This is a genomic window from Novosphingobium sp. SG919 (assembly GCF_012932495.1).
Lineage (GTDB): Bacteria > Pseudomonadota > Alphaproteobacteria > Sphingomonadales > Sphingomonadaceae > Novosphingobium > Novosphingobium rhizosphaerae.
The window spans coordinates 2,248,185-2,263,352 of record NZ_JABCNG010000001.1 but is presented as its reverse complement, the minus strand read 5'-3'; the positions used below and the strand labels follow the sequence as shown (position 1 = coordinate 2,263,352).

The window sequence follows — 15,168 nt, the reverse complement described above, 5'->3', positions numbered from 1 at the left end:
CATGATGTCGCTGCGTGAATATCGCCCGGGTGCCAGCCGCCTTGCCGACTTCCTGCCGTGGGCCGCGCTGGTCGCACCGGGCATCGTGCTCAACAAGGACGGCAGTTTCCAGCGCACGGCGCGCTTCCGCGGGCCGGATCTCGATTCCGCCACGCCGGGCGAACTCGTCGCGGTCACCGCCCGGCTCAATGCCGCGCTGCGCCGCCTGGGTTCGGGCTGGGCGATTTTCGTCGAGGCCGCCCGCGATCCGGCGCGCGGCTATCCCGAAGATGCCTTTCCCGATCCCGTCTCGGCCCTGGTCGAGCGCGAGCGTGCGGCCCAGTTTGCCGAGGACGGCGCCCACTTCGAAAGCCGCTATTACCTGACGCTGACCTGGCTGCCGCCGGCCGAGGACACCGCGCGGGCCGAGAACTGGCTGTTCGAAGGCCGCGCGCGGCAGCGCAGCGATGCCCGCGACTGGCTGCGTGGTTTTGCCGATCGGTCTGAGCGCCTGCTGCGCCTGGTCGAGGGCTTCCTGCCCGAAGTGGCCTGGCTCGACGATGCGGCCACGCTGCGCTACCTCCATGCCTGCGTCTCGACCCGACGCCACGGCGTGCGCGTCCCGGAAACCCCGACCTATCTCGATGCGCTGCTCGCCGACGAGCCGCTGGTTGGCGGCCTCGCGCCGCGCCTCGGCGCAGCGCACTTGCGCACGCTGACGGTGATCGGATTTCCGTCGGCGACCTTTCCCGGCATTCTCGACGAGCTCAATCGCCTGGCCTTCGCCTATCGCTGGGTGACCCGTGCGATCATGCTCGACAAGACCGACGCCACGCGCCTGCTCTCCCGCATTCGCCGCCAGTGGTTTGCCAAGCGCAAGTCGCTGGCCGCAATCGTCAAGGAAATCATGACCAACGAGGCGGCTGTCCTGGTCGACAACGATGCCGCCAACAAGGCGCAGGATGCCGACCTGGCGTTGCAGGAACTCGGTGCCGATCATGCTGGCACCGCCTATGTCACGGCCACCGTCGTGGTCTGGGACGAGGATCCCGCGCTTGCCACAGAAAAGCTGCGGCAGGTCGAGAAAGTGCTGCAGGGCCGCGATTTCACCGTGATCAGCGAGACGATGAACGCGCTCGAGGCCTGGCTCGGCACGCTGCCCGGCCATGTCTATGCGAATGTCCGCCAGCCGCCGGTCTCGACGCTCAACCTCGCCCACATGATCCCGCTGTCGGCCGTCTGGGCCGGGCCCGATGAAGATCCACACTGGCATGCCGCGCCGCTGTTCCATGCCCGCACCGATGGCACGACACCATTCCGCTTTGCGCTGCATGTCGGCGATGTCGGCCATTGCCTGGTCATCGGACCGACCGGCGCGGGCAAGTCGGTGCTGCTGGCGTTCATGGCCATGCAGTTTCGCCGCTATCCTGACGCGCGGATCTTCGCGTTCGATTTTGGCGGAGCGATCCGCGCGACGACCCTGGCCTGCGGCGGGACCTGGCAGGATCTGGGCCAGACCGTAGCGGGCAATGCCCTGACTGGCGCCGACGGCACGAGGCCCGCCCAGCGACCCGGGCTTGCGCTGCAGCCACTGGCGCGGGTCGACGATGCTGCAGAGCGCGCCTGGGCGCTCGATTGGTTGCTGGCCATCCTGACGGGCGAGGGGATTGTCGTCGATCCTGTGATCAAGGCCCATGTCTGGAGCGCGCTGGTCTCGCTCGCTTCCGCTCCGCTTGTCGAACGCACGCTCACCGGGCTGGCCATCCTGCTCCAGCGCCAGGACCTCAAGCAGGCGCTCGCGCCCTGGTGCCTGGGCGGCGCGTTCGGCACCCTGCTCGATGCCGAGTACGAGGACCTGGGCGCGGCCACGTTCCAGTCTTTCGAAACCGAGGGTCTCGCCGGATCGCCTGCGGCCCCGGCGGTCCTTGCCTACCTCTTCCACTGCATCGACCGCCGTCTCGACGGCGCGCCCACGCTGATCCTGATCGATGAAGGCTGGCTGGCGCTCGACAGTCCTGCCTTTGCCACCCAGCTGCGCACCTGGCTCAAGACTCTGCGCAAGAAGAACGCCTGCGTGGTCTTCGCCACGCAGAGCCTCGCCGATATCGCCAGATCGGCGATTGCGCCGCCGATCATCGAAAGTTGCCCGACGCGGTTGTTCCTGCCCAATGCCCGCGCCCGCGAGCCGCAGATCCTGGGGCTCTACCGCCGCTTCGGTCTCAACGATCGCCAGATCGCGATCCTGGGCGAAGCCACCCCGAAGCGCGACTACTACTGCCAGTCCCGCAGCGGCAACCGCCTGTTCGAACTCGGCCTGGGCGAGATTGCCCTGGCTTTTGCCGCAGCCGGTGGGCCGCGCGATCAGCAGGCGATCACCATGCTGGCCGCGGGCGGGGCGGGCACGCCTTTCGCGCTCGCCTGGCTGCGCGCCCGCGGTCTCGACTGGGCCGCCGATCTGCTCCCCGAAACCCTGCCACTCGACGCGGAGGACGTGCGGCCATGAGCGTTAGCCCCTTGCGCGCACCGCGCGCGATCGCCGCTTTGCTGGGAGCCAGCCTGCTGGCCGTCCTGCCCGCGCCGGCTAAGGCCCAGTTCGGCGGCATCGTCTACGACCCGTCAAACTACGCGCAGAACGTCCTGACGGCCGCACGCGCCTTGCAGCAGGTCAACAACCAGCTGCGCCAGATCGAGAACCAGACCCAGTCGCTGCTCAACGAGGCGCGCAACCTTGCCAGCCTGCCGCTCTCGCTGGTCGCGCCGATTGAGCAGCAACTCGATCAGACGCGGCAGTTGCTGCGGCAGGCGCAGCGCCTGAGCTACAATGTCGATACGGTCCAGTCGGGTTTTGCCGCCCGCTATCGCGCGATCGACCTGTCAGCGTCCGACCAGGCGCTGGTTGCCGGTGCCCAGAGCCGCTGGCAGGACAGTGTCGCGGCATTCGAGGATGCGCTCAAGATCCAGGCCTTGACGGTCGGCCATCTCGACACGACGCGCCAGTCGCTCACCAGCCTGATGCAGGCAAGCCAGGACGCCACAGGAGCGCTCCAGGCGATCGAGGCCGGCAACCAGATCCTCGCGGTTCAGTCGCAGCAGCTCGCCGATCTTGCGGCGACGATCGCTGCCCAGGGGCGGGCGCAGACGCTTGACGCGGCTGGGGCCGCAGCGGCCAAGACCCAGGCGCGCGAGCAGCTGCGTCGCTTCCTTTCTCCGGGGAGCGGCTATGTCGCCGACCCGGTGACGCTGTTTCACGAGTAAATGGTCATGCGTCGCACCCGCACGCCACGCGTCCTGCTGCTCGCCTTTCTCGGCCTGGCCGGGTTAGTGGCGCTGCTTGCGCTGCTCTTGCCGGCACCGCACAGGGACGATGCTGTGACCCTGCTGGACACGCGGCCCGCAGTCGCTGCGCCGCTGGCCGGCGATACGCTTGCTCGGCGCTGCGCGACGATTGCGGTCAACGATCCGGCCATGGCGTCGTGCGCGGCCCGGTGGGACGCACGGCGTCGTCGCTTCTTTGGCCTGCCGACGCGGCAGGTCGCCGGGGCAGGGCCGGCCGCCGACCCGTTGCCGGTGAAGGAGGACTGGTGAGATGAACGGCACCGGCGTTATCGATCGCTTTCTGGCGGTTTTCTCGCGTTATATCGATAGTGGCTTTGGCCTGCTCCATGGCGATGTCGCATTCATCGCCAGTACCTTGGTGGCGATCGACGTCACGCTTGCCGCGCTGTTCTGGGCCTGGGGCGAGCACGAGGACATTCTCGCCCGCCTGTTCCGCAAGACCCTGTTTGTCGGTGTGTTTGCCTGGCTCATCGGCAACTGGAACATGCTCGCGCGCGTGGTCTTCGAAAGTTTCGCCGGACTGGGCCTCAAGGCCAGCGGCACGGCCACGACCACGGCGCAACTGCTCCAGCCTGGCCGCATCGCCCAGGTCGGGCTGGACGCCGGCCGCCCGCTGCTCCAGGCGATTGCCGACCTCATGGGCTATGTCAGCTTCTTCGAGAACTTCGTGCAGATCGTCATCCTGCTCGGTTGCTGGGTCCTGGTGGTGCTCGCCTTCTTCGTTCTGGCGATCCAGCTGTTCGTGACGCTCGTCGAATTCAAGCTCAGCACGCTGGCCGGTTTCGTGCTCGTGCCGTTCGGGCTGTTCGGCAAGACCGCGTTCCTGGCCGAACGCGTGCTCGGCAATGTCGCGGCTGCCGGCATCAAGGTGCTGGTCCTGGCGGTCATCGTCGGGATCGGCTCGACCATCTTCGGCGAGTTTACCGCCGCGATCCAAGGCACGCCGACGCTCGAGGATGCCATGACACTGGTGCTGGCCAGCCTGACTCTCCTGGCGCTGGCAATCTTCGGCCCAGGCATCGCCAGTGGGCTGGTGTCGGGCGGCCCCCAGCTCGGCGCCGGCGCGACAGCGGCCACCGTGCTCGGAGCCGGCGGCCTTGCTGCGGGCGGTGCCGCCGCGGTGGGACTTGCCGGCAGCGCGGCGGCAGCCGCAGCCGGGGGCGCGCTGCGCGGCGCGAGCGCCGCCGGCGCCGCCTACCGGGAGGGCGCCGCCGGGCACGCCGGCTTGGCGGGCATCGTGCATGGGCTTGGCCAGGTTGGCAGCACGGCAGCCCGCGCCGCCACGGCGCCGCTGCGCAAGACCGGCGTCGGGTCGAGCGAAGGCGGCCGTAGCGCCTCTTCCGCTGGCCACGCCGCTGTCGACTCCGCCGCGCCAGGCAGCCCGCCTGCCTGGGCCCGCGCGCTGCGCCGACGCCAGGCACTCGGCCAGGGCGCGATGATGGCCGCCCACACGCTGCGCAGTGGCGACAGCCAGGGCGCTGGCACCAGTATCGACACTTCGCAGAAGGACGATTGATCCATGTTCCGGCGTTCCTCGATCCGCTACGCGACGACCCCCGAACCGGTAACGCCCTACCAGCGCGCCGCCCAGGTCTGGGACGAGCGGATTGGCGCAGCCCGTGTCCAGGCCCGCAACTGGCGCTGCGCCTGCCTTGCCGCGCTCGGCCTGTCCGGCTTGCTCGCAGGTGGCCTGATCTGGCAGGGCGCACGCGGCACGATCGTGCCATGGGTCGTCGAAGTGGACCGGCTCGGCGAGGTCCGTGCGGTGGCACCCGCCGCGGCCGGCTACCGGCCGACCGATCCGCAGATCGCCTACCAGCTCGCCCGCTTCATCGAGGATGTGCGCAGCCTTTCGGCCGATCCGGTGGTGGTGCGACAGAACTGGTTGCGCGCCTATGATTTCGTGAGCGACAGCGGCGGCCAGGCGCTCGGTGCCGACGCGCGCAGCAACGATCCCTTTGCGCGGATCGGCCAGGAGCAGGTCGCGGTCGACGTGACCAGCGTGGTGCGGGCATCCCCCGACAGCTTCCGCATCGCCTGGCGCGAGCGCCATTACCGCGATGGTACGCTTGCGCAGACCGAGCAGTGGAGCGCGATCCTGACCGTCACGGTCCAGGCGCCGCGGACGGCCGACAGGCTGCTCAAGAACCCGCTGGGGATATTCATCACCGCTATCAACTGGTCGAGGGAGCTAACGCCATGAACTGTCCGAATGTCGTTGTCTGGCCTGCCTGTTCCATGCGTTTGCGCAGGTGCCTGATCGCGCCATTGCTGCTGCTGCTGGCGATCGCCCCGCTCGGCGCTGCGAGCCTGGCGGCGAGCGTGGCCGCGGCGGATCATGGCGTTGCGTCGCGCCCAGTTGCAGCCGCGCGCGTCGCCCAAGCCAACGGCGCGGCGCGCGTCGAGCCCGACCCACAGGGCTTTGCCAATGCCATCCAGCGCTATGCGTTTGCTGCAGGCGCGCTTTACCAGGTCTACGCCAGTCCCGGTCACGTGACCGATATTGCTCTGCAGGACGGCGAGCGTCTGGTGGGTACTGGTCCGGTCGCGGCCGGCGACACCGTGCGCTGGCTGATCGGCGATACCAACAGCGGCACTGGGTCGGCCCAGCGGGTGCACATTCTGGTCAAGCCGATCCGCAACGACATTGCCACCAACCTGGTGATCAACACCGATCGGCGCACCTATTATCTCGAGTTGCGCGCGACACCGTCGACCTGGCTCGCTGCGGTGTCGTGGACTTATCCCGAGGATGAGCTCGTGGCCCTGCGCGTCCGCGCCGAGGCCGCGCAGCGAGCCGCGCCGGTCGCGGCGGGCATCGATCCGAGCGCACTCGATTTCCGCTACAGCATCGGTGGGGACCGGCCGCGTTGGCGACCCGCTCGTGTCTTCGACGACGGCCAGCGGGTCTACATCGGGTTCCCCGATGACATTGCGGCGAGCACCCTGCCGCCGCTGTTCGTCACCGGCACAGGGGGGCAGCTCGAACTCGTCAACTACCGCGTGGCCGGTCGCTTCCTGGTCGTCGATCGCCTGTTCGACCGCGCCGAATTGCGGCTGGGCGATCGCAAATCGGCGCAACGCGTGACAATCATGGCGCTGGCCAGGAAGGCACGGCCATGACCGGTCGGGAGCGATCGCAGCGCTCTGATCCGGCGCATGTCGCCAACGCGCGCCATGGCGAGCTCGACGGCGCATGCCCACCCATGGAGAACGATCAAGCGCCCAATGTGGCCGAGCCGCATGATTGGCTTGGTTGGGCGCGAGCGGCGGCCGCATCGGTGGTCCGCCTGCGTCCCGCTTGGCCAAGCGTCGAGCGCCTGTCGCGCAAGGCTGTCCTCACCCTGACGGCCACGAGCGTGGCTCTGGTTGCCTTGGCAATTGCCTTTGGGCTGCAGGGCGGACGCTCATCCTCGGGGGCCGACCCGCAACCGGTTGCGCCGGCCCAGCCTGGCGACCTGTTGGCCAAGGCACCGCGCGATTACACCCAGGTTCCCCGGCTCGCCCCAGTATTGCCCGGTGATGTGGGGCAGGCTGGACTCAAGGTGGCGGAGCGCAACGGCCCGGCGAAGTCCGACGAGCGGTCCATGGCGGAGCAGATCGGATTCCGGCCCGCCGCGCCGCCGGCCGGAAACGGGGACAATGGCGTCGCCGCCATGCGGCAGCGGCGCCAGGCCGAGCGTGATGCCGCGCGCCAGAGCCGCCTGTTCGCAGGCGAGGCGGTCACCCACGCCGAGCGCTCTGCGGACAACGGTGCCGCTAGCGGGAAACCAGCTGCCGGGGCGATGCCCCCTGGCGCCCAGCCGCATTCTTCCGCCTCGTCGGTGACGGACGCGCGCCAGGCCTTCCTCGATCGCCCGGCCAACGCGCCGACCATCTCGACAGCGCGCCTCATGCCGCCAGGTGGACCGGCGGTGCTACAGGCCGGCAGTGTCATCCCGGCGGCGCTGATCACTGGGCTGCGGTCCGACCTGCCTGGCCAGATCACCGCGCAAGTGACCCAGAACGTCTATGACAGCCTGTCCGGCGCGCAGGTACTCGTACCGCAAGGCGCACGTCTGATCGGCGAATACGACGCCGCCATTGCCGCCGGGCAGCGCCGCGCCTTGCTCGTCTGGACGCGGCTCATCCTGCCCGATGGCCGCTCGCTGGACCTCGATCGGTTGCCTGGCACGGATCCGGCCGGCCAGGCGGGGCTTGAGGATCGCACCGATTTTCACTGGGGCGGGATCATGCGCGCGGCCGCGGTCTCGACGCTGCTCGCGGTCGGGGCGGAATGGGGCAGCGATAGCAACGATGCGCTGGTCCGCGCTCTGCGCCAGGGTGGGCAGGATAGCGTCAACCGCGCCGGCACGCAGATCGTGGCGCGCGCGCTCGACGTGCCTCCCACATTGACGATCCGCCCCGGCTATCCGGTGCGCGTCCTGGTGACGCGTGATCTCGTGTTCGATGTCAGCGGCGATACGCCCTGAGGCGCCTGGTTCTGGCTGCTATTGCTAGCGGATAATGGCGGCGTCTGCGCCTGGTGCCTACGCAACGCCGGCTGTGCGCGACCCAGACCCGCCCCAGGCAAGCATCTCTCGCGGTGTGCAAGGCGTGCCTTAGGCGGCCCCGCTCGTACCTGCCATGTCTTATTGCATTTTGCTGCGGATCGCTGTCCCAGCCGGTGGTGCCGTTGCGCCATCAGCCCTTGTCGGAGGTGGCTTGCAACAACTGCCGATAGCCTCCGGCGACCAGGGCTTCGGCGGCGCGCAGCAGGCGATGGACCTGACGACGCTCCGGGCTCGAGGTCCAGGCAATGGCACGGTCGAAATGCCGGCCGGGGAATACCACGGTTTCGGCCAGATCGCGCTTGCTGGCGCCGGGCGCCGCGCGACGCGCATCGAGCAGGCGCAGTAAAAGGTCGAGGCGATGGTGCTGATAGGGGCTGGGTTGGTCGATCGCCTCTCGCACGGCAATCCGTCCACCATTGAGCACGCTATGCAGCCGACCCAGTGCGCAACTGCGCAGCCGCCAATGGCGATCGGGCGTGGCCAGGCAGGTCAGCTGCGGCGCAACGTGTCTTTCCGGCAGCAGCAAGCGCAACCAGGTATTCCCGGCGCGCACGGCAATATGCTGGCCCGAACTGGTCGGCGCTTGTGATGACGCATGAAGGTTGGCGCTGAGCGCCGCGCGCGACAGCCCCGGCGTGTCGGCAGGCGCTGCAACCAGAATCAGCGTGGCAGGATGGCACGCCGGCAGCCACAATGCGGGCGTGGCGGCCACGGTGGCATCGGGATCGAATGGAAAACGCCAGGCCCCATGCCCGGGCCTGCTCCTTTCTGCGGGCGAGTGGTTGCCGCCGCAAGCCCTGCCAGGCCGCGCGATAGGCTTCGTTCCGGCGCAGGAATTCCTGGGCATAGCCGGCAAAGTCACGGGTTGGATCGGGCACGACCATCTTGGCGCTCCTTGTCACGGAAGGCGCAGCATGGTCATGGTTATCGGTCTCAGCCATTCCCCAGGGAAGGAAGGGGCCTTCCCTGTTCTTGGTATCGACAGGGCGCGCTGCATGGCTGTTGCTGGTTAGCGAAAAGACAAACCGTTCAATTCGCGCGGCAAAATCGCAGGGGGCGGGTCTCGCACGCGTCGGCCCGCAGTATAGTCGGCAGCCGGCCGGGTGGTCGGCGCGTATGTCCAGGCGTGATGCTAAAGGTGTCGACAAGGCGTCCCAAGCACGCTCTTCCACCGCCCGGCTTGTTTGCCCCACGCTGTCGCGTTGCGCGCTCTAGAGCATCGTGCGAAGAAGTGGGAACCGGATTTTCGCAAAAGCGATGCGACAACAGAAGCCTAGATCATCCTGTGTGAGTCCCAAATCACGCGGGATGATCTAGCGGGCCTGTGCGGGTGCTTTCGCCACGAGCAGCGTATCGACTTCCATTTCCGTCGATCGGAGCGACCGATCCGGTGGACGCTCGCCCATGCCACCACCTAGGCTATGGCCTCGAGCAGAACGGCGCGCCCGTCCCCGGCAAATCGCGGTCGGGGCCCGAGATCTCAACTTTCTTTAAAAAACAGGCGTGCCGCGACATCGGTCTCGTCGTGCCGGAAACCAAGGCGCCGCACGACGCGGTGCGCTGCAACGTTCAGCATTGGGCGGCCATATCAACGTGCGGCGCTCGCGCCGCTCACAGACATTCTCGCGCCAAGTCCATGCGGGGCATCTGCACCACCCGCGACCTTACTGGCTGGCAACCATTAGTGCGTCCAGCGTCGCGGGGGTGATCGTCCCCGTGACGTCAAGACCCCGCTTGCCCTGAAACGCCCGTAGCGCTGCGCGCAGTTCAGGGGTCACAGTGCCGTCAATCGGCCCTTTGTAGAAATCCTGAGCAAGCAGGGCGAGTTCCACTCTTCGGACAATTGCGGCAAAGCGTCGCGTACGACCCGAGAGAGGGGCCAGGCCATCGCTGGTTGGCGGCGACGCTCGCTCGGATGGTGCAAATAGTGGCAGGGGCGCGGTCTGGTTCGGCGGGGACGGGGACGAGGAAGGCGTCCTGGGCAAGCTTGGCATCGCTGGTGGATCGTAGCTGAAGCTTCCCCCATCGTAACCACTCGTGCTCGAGCGGTGGCTGGTGTGGCTATAGTGGCCGCCACCGCCGCTGCCCGAACTGTGGCTTGAATGGCTGCTGTGGCTGCGATGGCTTGCCAGCGTGAACAGATGGTCCTGGCTATACAGGCGCGCTAGGCTCGCGCCATCGGGATCGGTTGGCGGCGGAACCACCCCGGGTTCATCGCCAGCGGCGCGCGCTGGATCGTGCGCGCCGAGCCCCGCCGCTAAGAGGCTGGGAATGAGAAAGCGCCGACGTTTCATAATGGCTGCACCATTTGGTTGGCGTGGTCATCGGGATGCCATGCGAAAAACCCGCCGCATTCCACCTGCTCCCGGCACGGCGCGCAACGGTCCGGAAATTTGCGCTTCCAGTCGGATATCGAAGCCCTGGCCAGCCGACGATATGCCGCGGGGACGGTGCATCGCGGAAAGTTGAACAACTGTGCGCGCACGCCGTGCAAGGTCGCATAATCGATCGCCTCGGCCAACGGCGCGAAGGCCTCTCGATGGTCTGCGAACAGATTGGCCCAGCGTCCTTTTGCAAATCCAACGTGCTCCAATTGCATTAGTGACCATGCTTCGACAAACTGCAAGCGGGCCGCCACGAACCTAGCCAGTTCCGGCAATGCATTCAGGTTGTCCTTCACCAGCACGGTGCGCAGTTCGACCCGTGCCCCGGCCATAATCAAAACTGCAAGACCATTCTGCAAGGCAACAAATGCGCCGTCCTTGGCGACGATCGCGTCGTGCAGGCCCGCCGTCGCCGCGTAGATCGGAATGCCCCAACTCACGCGGCGGTACACAGGTGCTGCCAACCGAGGAATATCCTGTTCCGTGAAGTGCTGTCCGTTGCTGAGGATGTGGAACGAGAGGTCGGGCCGCGCGCTGATAACCCGCTCGACCATCCCCAGGAGTTCCTCCTTGAACAGCGTCGGTTCGCCCCCCGATATACCGATCAGCAGATCGGGCGCGGCCAACAGGCATGCTTTCTCGAGCAACGCAAAGCGATCGACATGGGTCTTCTTGGGAGGTTGGGAGCACATCACGCAAAGCTGATCGCAGCGCTCCGTGACAACCAGCGTGTTGTGCTGTGATCCGGCACGCAGCAAGCGTTCGACCCGTTGTCGGCGTGGATCGACCAGCACGACATCGCCATCGAGCATCGCTGCACTCGCGCCATCGATGGCCAGAAGCCCGTTGCTCCCCGAGAATGCGACGCCCTCGTCGTCCTGGCCTACCGACCGGGCATCGTCCGGGCCTGGCTCTCCGCACGCTGCTGTTCTCAAGCGGACGACATAGGGCGCCTTGGCTTCGGCGAGGCCGCGCAGGCTGAGCGGAATCATGCCAGATAATCCATCGCAGGTGCCAACGTGCCGGGAAGGCGCAGCCAGCGCGCCAAGGAATAGCGCACGGCTTCATCCTCTTCATACAGCAATCGGAAAATGAAGCTGAAGAGATGCGTGTGCCGTCGACAGAATTCCGTTTCGTGCCGAGGCAGGTCGATGCGACCATAGCGCGCTATGTCATCGACGAGATCCCGCCCACAGAATGGCTGAAACGCGCACGTCTGGCATGCAGGATCATCGGAATTGCTGGAGTGCTTGTTCAGCAAGTCGCGTGCTGGACTGTCCCAGCCCGCCGCGACAGTCCCGATAGCCAAATCGATCACGCCGGCCCGTGCAAGCATGCGCGCCTCATCGGTAGGATAGACCACGCCGTCGTGATCGACCACGATGTAGTCGATCCCCAGCGGGTTGGGGCTGCGCAGATCGACATGGCGTTCCGTACCGGGCCGGAAAATCCGCCGGAGGGCTATGCTCAGATAGGCTTCCTCGAGTACGCGGCTTCGGTCCTGCCAATTGCGCGCTATCAAGCGGCGGACGAACCGCTCGTAGTAGGCGCGCCAGTCGTCGCCCTGCTCGCGGGCATCGCGATGCCGTTTTCGGGCAAATCCCTGGTAATTGATCGGTCGCAGGAAAATGCTTTCAAGCCCGTGTCGGTTATAGCTGTCGATCAAGGCATCGATATCCGGCGGTGCCGCCGGATCAATCGTTGGCAGGGCGGCGATCTTTTTGGGTCCATAGCGCGCTACGACCGTTGCAAGATTGTCAAAAAACCGGTCAGTCGCTTGAGCGGAGCCGGTCCGGTTGCGCGAATGAACATCTGGGCTTCCGTCAAGAGACGTACTGATGAACACATCGGGGTGGTCAAGCAACGCAAGAATGTCGTCGTCGAGGCGCTGAAGATTGGTACAGATCACGAACTCGCGCTGGTCGAACCGGGCGCAGCGCTCGATGACGCGCCGCACCAGGTCCGGCCTCAGCGTCGGTTCGCCGCCCTGGAATTCGATTTTGATCTGCGACGTCGCAAGCGTATCGAGCAGGTGCAACACGGCCTCTGCCGTGTCTTCGCTCCAGTCATAGCCCGGCTGCGTTGCTGCTACGCGCGATACCTGGCAATAGCTGCACGACAGATCGCACCGCAATGTCGGGACCAGAATCAGATAGTCCAGTTGCCGGGATACCGCTGCACGCTGTGCCTCAGCATAGGCGCGCGCGACATGTCCTAGTTTGTCGCCTGGCTCCAGAACATGCCCGTGCAAATGGAGAAAGTCGTGGTCGGCGTCGAGCAAAGCGCTGTTGTACAGTCTCATGCAGGCAGCTCGCGATGCCAGGAAGAAACTGCCACCAGCGTTGACGAACAAGGCCCGCCCGGCGGGAAGCTGATACTGTCGCAGGGCCATCAGGCGAGCAATCCGATGATGGTCGCTGCAACCGTGACCAATGGATCGACGAGCCTACCGCCATGACGCATGCGACCAAGCCCCAACTGCCTAGAGAAGAGCACAGGTTAAATCCTCTACTTCGTGGCACCCGATGAAGGTGGCAAGTCCACACCAGCTTCCGGCGTTGTTCAAGGTATAATGCGGGAGCAATCCACTTTCAGCAACACGAAGGCTCAATCTGTCTACGATTCTGTTCGGGCAACGGTCATGGATTTTTCTACGTTGCATGGCAGTGACTCGCACAGTAGCGGTGCGAACGCCCAACCGGCCTTGCGTTCATGGCCGCACGACAGAGGGAGTACACCTTGCCCACCAGCCGCCGAGCGGGTAGCCAGCCGCCCAACAAGCGGGATAATGGCGTGTTTGTCGTCGGCTTTGTGGTGTTGTGCCTGCTCGCCTGGGCGATCGGCCAATGCTCGGGCAGTGCCAGCGAACCTCATGACGCTACGAGCGAGGCTGCCCCTGAGGCCATTGCCAGCGGCGTGACTTCCCAGGTCCGGCAGCCGGTGATGCCCATTGATCGAGCCAGCGTGAAACTGGCGATCAAGCGCTTTGCTCTGGCAGCCCACTCCGAAGGCCTCTCTGGCGAAATGATCTATAGCCAGAATTGCTATGATGCTCTCACGCGGCAATTTTCCTGGGCCAAGCTGGATGCCTGCGGCGCTTTTGACCAAGCTGCGGTGCAGGTTCTTGCCGATGCGGCGGCGGTGACGTCTGGACCGGAAGCCAAATGGTTCGAAAGTGAGACTTCAGCCGGTCGCTACCTCAAAGCCGCGATAGGCGCCGGCGAGGATCCCGGCAGGGTGGACTTTCGCCTCCGCGATCTGCAGGCAATGGTGCGCTCGATTCAGCCAGCCGCCCCACAGGCGACCGAGCCAACTGCCGAAGCCTCCGCGCAGGACGCCGACATACGCGATTGAAAGCTGGCCTGGCTAAAATCTGCCCCTGTCGGGCAGCAGAGCGCCAAGAACGACGTAGAGTCCTGATGGCAAAGTCTGGTGCCTTGGAGTTGCTCAGCGCTCGCAGGCAATCTCACTGTTACCCCGCCCACCGCCATCCCGATCGACTCCAGGCTGCGGGGATCGCCGCGCCAAAGTGGCGCCGCGCCGGCGGCACGCGCCGCAGGTGGGACCGAGACAACGGTGCGGGTGCTGTTCGCAAGCCATTATCCCATGGCCGTGACAAGGATGCAGACCCGTCCCGCAGTTGGTATGGCAGCCTGACCCATCCACGCCGCCAGGGTGTGCCGATGCGCCATCTACGACGATGATGACCGCGATCAGGCAGGCAGTGCCTTTCCACATGGCAGAATTCCTCCGGATAGGAGGATGTCGGGACGCGGCATTGCCGGAAGTCTCGGAGATTCACTGCCAGCGGCGTGCAAGGCCAATGCCGATCAGGTAAGCGCCGGCATCGCGACCGTCGACAACGACCCGGGCAAGGAGACGCCCGTATCTATCGCGGCCCACCGGAACGATCCGTGTGGTGCCCTGCGCGAGCAGCGCAGCCAGTGCATCCCGCGAGCGGATGCCAAGCGTCCCATCGCACCACGCCGGATTGCGGCTACCCGCGAGACGACGCCGCGAAGCCGAACTGCAACGTTCGGAACCAGCCAGTTCCGGAGCATCGATGTTGACGATCCGAACCCGTTCCACGCCGCACCGGATCGTATCGCCATCATGAACGACGGGATGCGGGCAGGGGGCGAGGGCTGCAGCGGCGGCGAGGGCAAGGAAGCTGGGCATGTCAGCAGATTGCCTCAGGATCATGCACACCACCAGCATCGATAGCACCAAACGCGCTCGGATCCGGAGCGTTCGTCCGAGCAGTGGACGAGATCTTGACCGTTGTTGACGTTTCGAGGCTCGCGATCCTGCCAAAATGGCAGTAACTATCCCACTGGGGGGCGCCAACGAGGAGTGTCTTCATGCGCAAGCTTGCAATCGCTTTGACCGCAGCCATGACCATGGCCGCAGCGCCGATCGTCGTCCATGCTGCACCCTGCAAGGACGCCAAAGGCCGTTTTATCAAGTGCCCGGCCGCCAAACCGGCACCCAAGAAGCCGTGCAAGGATGCCAAGGGCAAGTTCATCAAATGCCCGCGTTGACGTGACGCTGCCCCCGGCGCGCCTGGCCACGCCGGGGGCAGTCTGCCCAGCGCTTCAGCCGCTCATGATCTGTAGCAGGCCGGCTCTGCCCAAGTTTCAGGCAGAAAATAACTGCATTATAAAATGGTTATGCGGGAAGCGGCCTCACATCCTGTCCGGGCGACACAAGGAGTCGCGTCAACCGGAAAGGACTGAACTATGAATGACCGTGACCAGACCGACACCGCCGTCATCGACCTCGGCGATGTCGCCACCGTGACCCGCGGCCAAGCGGTTGCTCGGCAGGATGCCAGCATCGGCCAGCAGAGCTTCGCGCTCGGCATCGTCGAAGACTGACCGTCCTGTCCTGGGCGCGGGCCGGAACCTGACCGGCTC

15 protein-coding genes are annotated in these 15,168 nt (G+C 66.0%); 10 read left to right on the top strand and 5 right to left on the bottom strand.

All coding sequences use genetic code 11. From position 1 onward, the window contains the following. Position 1: 1 nt before the first annotated feature. The 7 genes from trbE to FHT19_RS10015 are packed head-to-tail and all read left to right on the top strand — an operon-like array spanning position 2 to position 7,787. Positions 2–2,482 carry a conjugal transfer protein TrbE gene (gene trbE, locus FHT19_RS10045; RefSeq protein WP_169474812.1) on the top strand — a complete coding sequence of 827 codons (2,481 nt, stop codon included), beginning with the start codon at positions 2–4 and terminating at the stop codon, positions 2,480–2,482. Then, a complete protein-coding gene (trbJ, locus tag FHT19_RS10040; protein ID WP_169474811.1) occupies positions 2,479–3,234 on the top strand; it encodes a P-type conjugative transfer protein TrbJ in 756 nt (251 codons plus the stop codon). Before trbE ends, trbJ begins: the two co-directional genes overlap by 4 nt. A gap of 6 nt (positions 3,235–3,240) precedes the next feature. After that, the gene (gene trbK-alt / locus FHT19_RS10035) at positions 3,241–3,564 is read left to right on the top strand and encodes a putative entry exclusion protein TrbK-alt (RefSeq protein WP_169474810.1); all 324 of its coding nucleotides are present in this window, start codon (positions 3,241–3,243) and stop codon (positions 3,562–3,564) included. A gap of 1 nt (position 3,565) precedes the next feature. After that, positions 3,566–4,831, top strand: coding sequence for a P-type conjugative transfer protein TrbL (gene trbL / locus FHT19_RS10030; protein ID WP_169474809.1), 1,266 nt, complete (start codon positions 3,566–3,568; stop codon positions 4,829–4,831). Between the two features lie 3 nt (positions 4,832–4,834). Further along, positions 4,835–5,518 (top strand): conjugal transfer protein TrbF, encoded by a 684-nt coding sequence (gene trbF, locus FHT19_RS10025; RefSeq protein WP_169474808.1) that lies wholly within the window; start codon positions 4,835–4,837, stop codon positions 5,516–5,518. Positions 5,519–5,559: 41 nt separating this feature from the next. Continuing rightward, a complete protein-coding gene (gene trbG / locus FHT19_RS10020) occupies positions 5,560–6,438 on the top strand; it encodes a P-type conjugative transfer protein TrbG (RefSeq protein ID WP_248290388.1) in 879 nt (292 codons plus the stop codon). Beyond that, on the top strand, positions 6,435–7,787 hold the full coding sequence (locus FHT19_RS10015) for a TrbI/VirB10 family protein (protein ID WP_248290364.1): 1,353 nt from the start codon (positions 6,435–6,437) through the stop codon (positions 7,785–7,787). The genes trbG and FHT19_RS10015 overlap by 4 nt, the downstream gene beginning before the upstream one ends. Before the next feature lie 211 nt (positions 7,788–7,998). Here the strand turns inward: FHT19_RS10015 and FHT19_RS10010 are convergent, their stop codons facing one another. From FHT19_RS10010 to hxsB, 4 genes are all read right to left on the bottom strand, one after another. Further along, complete coding sequence (locus FHT19_RS10010) at positions 7,999–8,580, bottom strand: DUF2285 domain-containing protein (RefSeq protein ID WP_169474806.1); 582 nt, start codon at positions 8,578–8,580, stop codon at positions 7,999–8,001. 952 nt (positions 8,581–9,532) lie between these two features. Beyond that, positions 9,533–9,700: a peptidoglycan-binding domain-containing protein gene (locus FHT19_RS24760; RefSeq protein WP_169474805.1), complete on the bottom strand. Its 168-nt coding sequence runs from the start codon at positions 9,698–9,700 to the stop codon at positions 9,533–9,535. 458 nt (positions 9,701–10,158) lie between these two features. Beyond that, a complete protein-coding gene (hxsC, locus tag FHT19_RS10000) occupies positions 10,159–11,244 on the bottom strand; it encodes a His-Xaa-Ser system radical SAM maturase HxsC (RefSeq protein ID WP_169474804.1) in 1,086 nt (361 codons plus the stop codon). Next, positions 11,241–12,644 (bottom strand): His-Xaa-Ser system radical SAM maturase HxsB, encoded by a 1,404-nt coding sequence (gene hxsB, locus FHT19_RS09995; protein WP_169474803.1) that lies wholly within the window; start codon positions 12,642–12,644, stop codon positions 11,241–11,243. Before hxsB ends, hxsC begins: the two co-directional genes overlap by 4 nt. Positions 12,645–12,991: 347 nt before the next feature. Between hxsB and FHT19_RS09990 the strand changes: the two genes are divergently transcribed. Beyond that, a complete protein-coding gene (locus FHT19_RS09990; RefSeq protein WP_169474802.1) occupies positions 12,992–13,606 on the top strand; it encodes a hypothetical protein in 615 nt (204 codons plus the stop codon). Positions 13,607–14,050: 444 nt separating this feature from the next. Here FHT19_RS09990 and FHT19_RS09985 read toward each other — a convergent pair whose 3' ends face one another. Next, positions 14,051–14,470, bottom strand: coding sequence for a thermonuclease family protein (locus FHT19_RS09985; RefSeq protein ID WP_348981742.1), 420 nt, complete (start codon positions 14,468–14,470; stop codon positions 14,051–14,053). A gap of 176 nt (positions 14,471–14,646) precedes the next feature. Here FHT19_RS09985 and FHT19_RS09980 point away from each other — a divergent pair, with 176 nt between their 5' ends. Together FHT19_RS09980 and FHT19_RS09975 are read left to right on the top strand one after the other, a co-directional pair. Next, a complete protein-coding gene (locus tag FHT19_RS09980) occupies positions 14,647–14,793 on the top strand; it encodes a hypothetical protein (RefSeq protein WP_169473149.1) in 147 nt (48 codons plus the stop codon). Positions 14,794–14,991: 198 nt separating this feature from the next. Continuing rightward, positions 14,992–15,129 (top strand): hypothetical protein, encoded by a 138-nt coding sequence (locus FHT19_RS09975; RefSeq protein WP_169474801.1) that lies wholly within the window; start codon positions 14,992–14,994, stop codon positions 15,127–15,129. Positions 15,130–15,168 lie beyond the last annotated feature (39 nt).

What these genes read in the sequence shown, in the direction of transcription:
- trbE (WP_169474812.1), top strand. Translation starts at nt 2, where the DNA reads ATGATGTCGCTGCGTGAATATCGCCCGGGTGCCAGCCGCCTTGCCGAC.
- trbJ (WP_169474811.1), top strand. Translation starts at nt 2,479, where the DNA reads ATGAGCGTTAGCCCCTTGCGCGCACCGCGCGCGATCGCCGCTTTGCTG.
- trbK-alt (WP_169474810.1), top strand. Translation starts at nt 3,241, where the DNA reads ATGCGTCGCACCCGCACGCCACGCGTCCTGCTGCTCGCCTTTCTCGGC.
- trbL (WP_169474809.1), top strand. Translation starts at nt 3,566, where the DNA reads ATGAACGGCACCGGCGTTATCGATCGCTTTCTGGCGGTTTTCTCGCGT.
- trbF (WP_169474808.1), top strand. Translation starts at nt 4,835, where the DNA reads ATGTTCCGGCGTTCCTCGATCCGCTACGCGACGACCCCCGAACCGGTA.
- FHT19_RS10015 (WP_248290364.1), top strand. Translation starts at nt 6,435, where the DNA reads ATGACCGGTCGGGAGCGATCGCAGCGCTCTGATCCGGCGCATGTCGCC.
- hxsC (WP_169474804.1), bottom strand. Translation starts at nt 11,244, where the DNA reads ATGATTCCGCTCAGCCTGCGCGGCCTCGCCGAAGCCAAGGCGCCCTAT.
- hxsB (WP_169474803.1), bottom strand. Translation starts at nt 12,644, where the DNA reads ATGGCCCTGCGACAGTATCAGCTTCCCGCCGGGCGGGCCTTGTTCGTC.
- FHT19_RS09985 (WP_348981742.1), bottom strand. Translation starts at nt 14,470, where the DNA reads ATGCTGGTGGTGTGCATGATCCTGAGGCAATCTGCTGACATGCCCAGC.
- FHT19_RS09980 (WP_169473149.1), top strand. Translation starts at nt 14,647, where the DNA reads ATGACCATGGCCGCAGCGCCGATCGTCGTCCATGCTGCACCCTGCAAG.
- FHT19_RS09975 (WP_169474801.1), top strand. Translation starts at nt 14,992, where the DNA reads ATGAATGACCGTGACCAGACCGACACCGCCGTCATCGACCTCGGCGAT.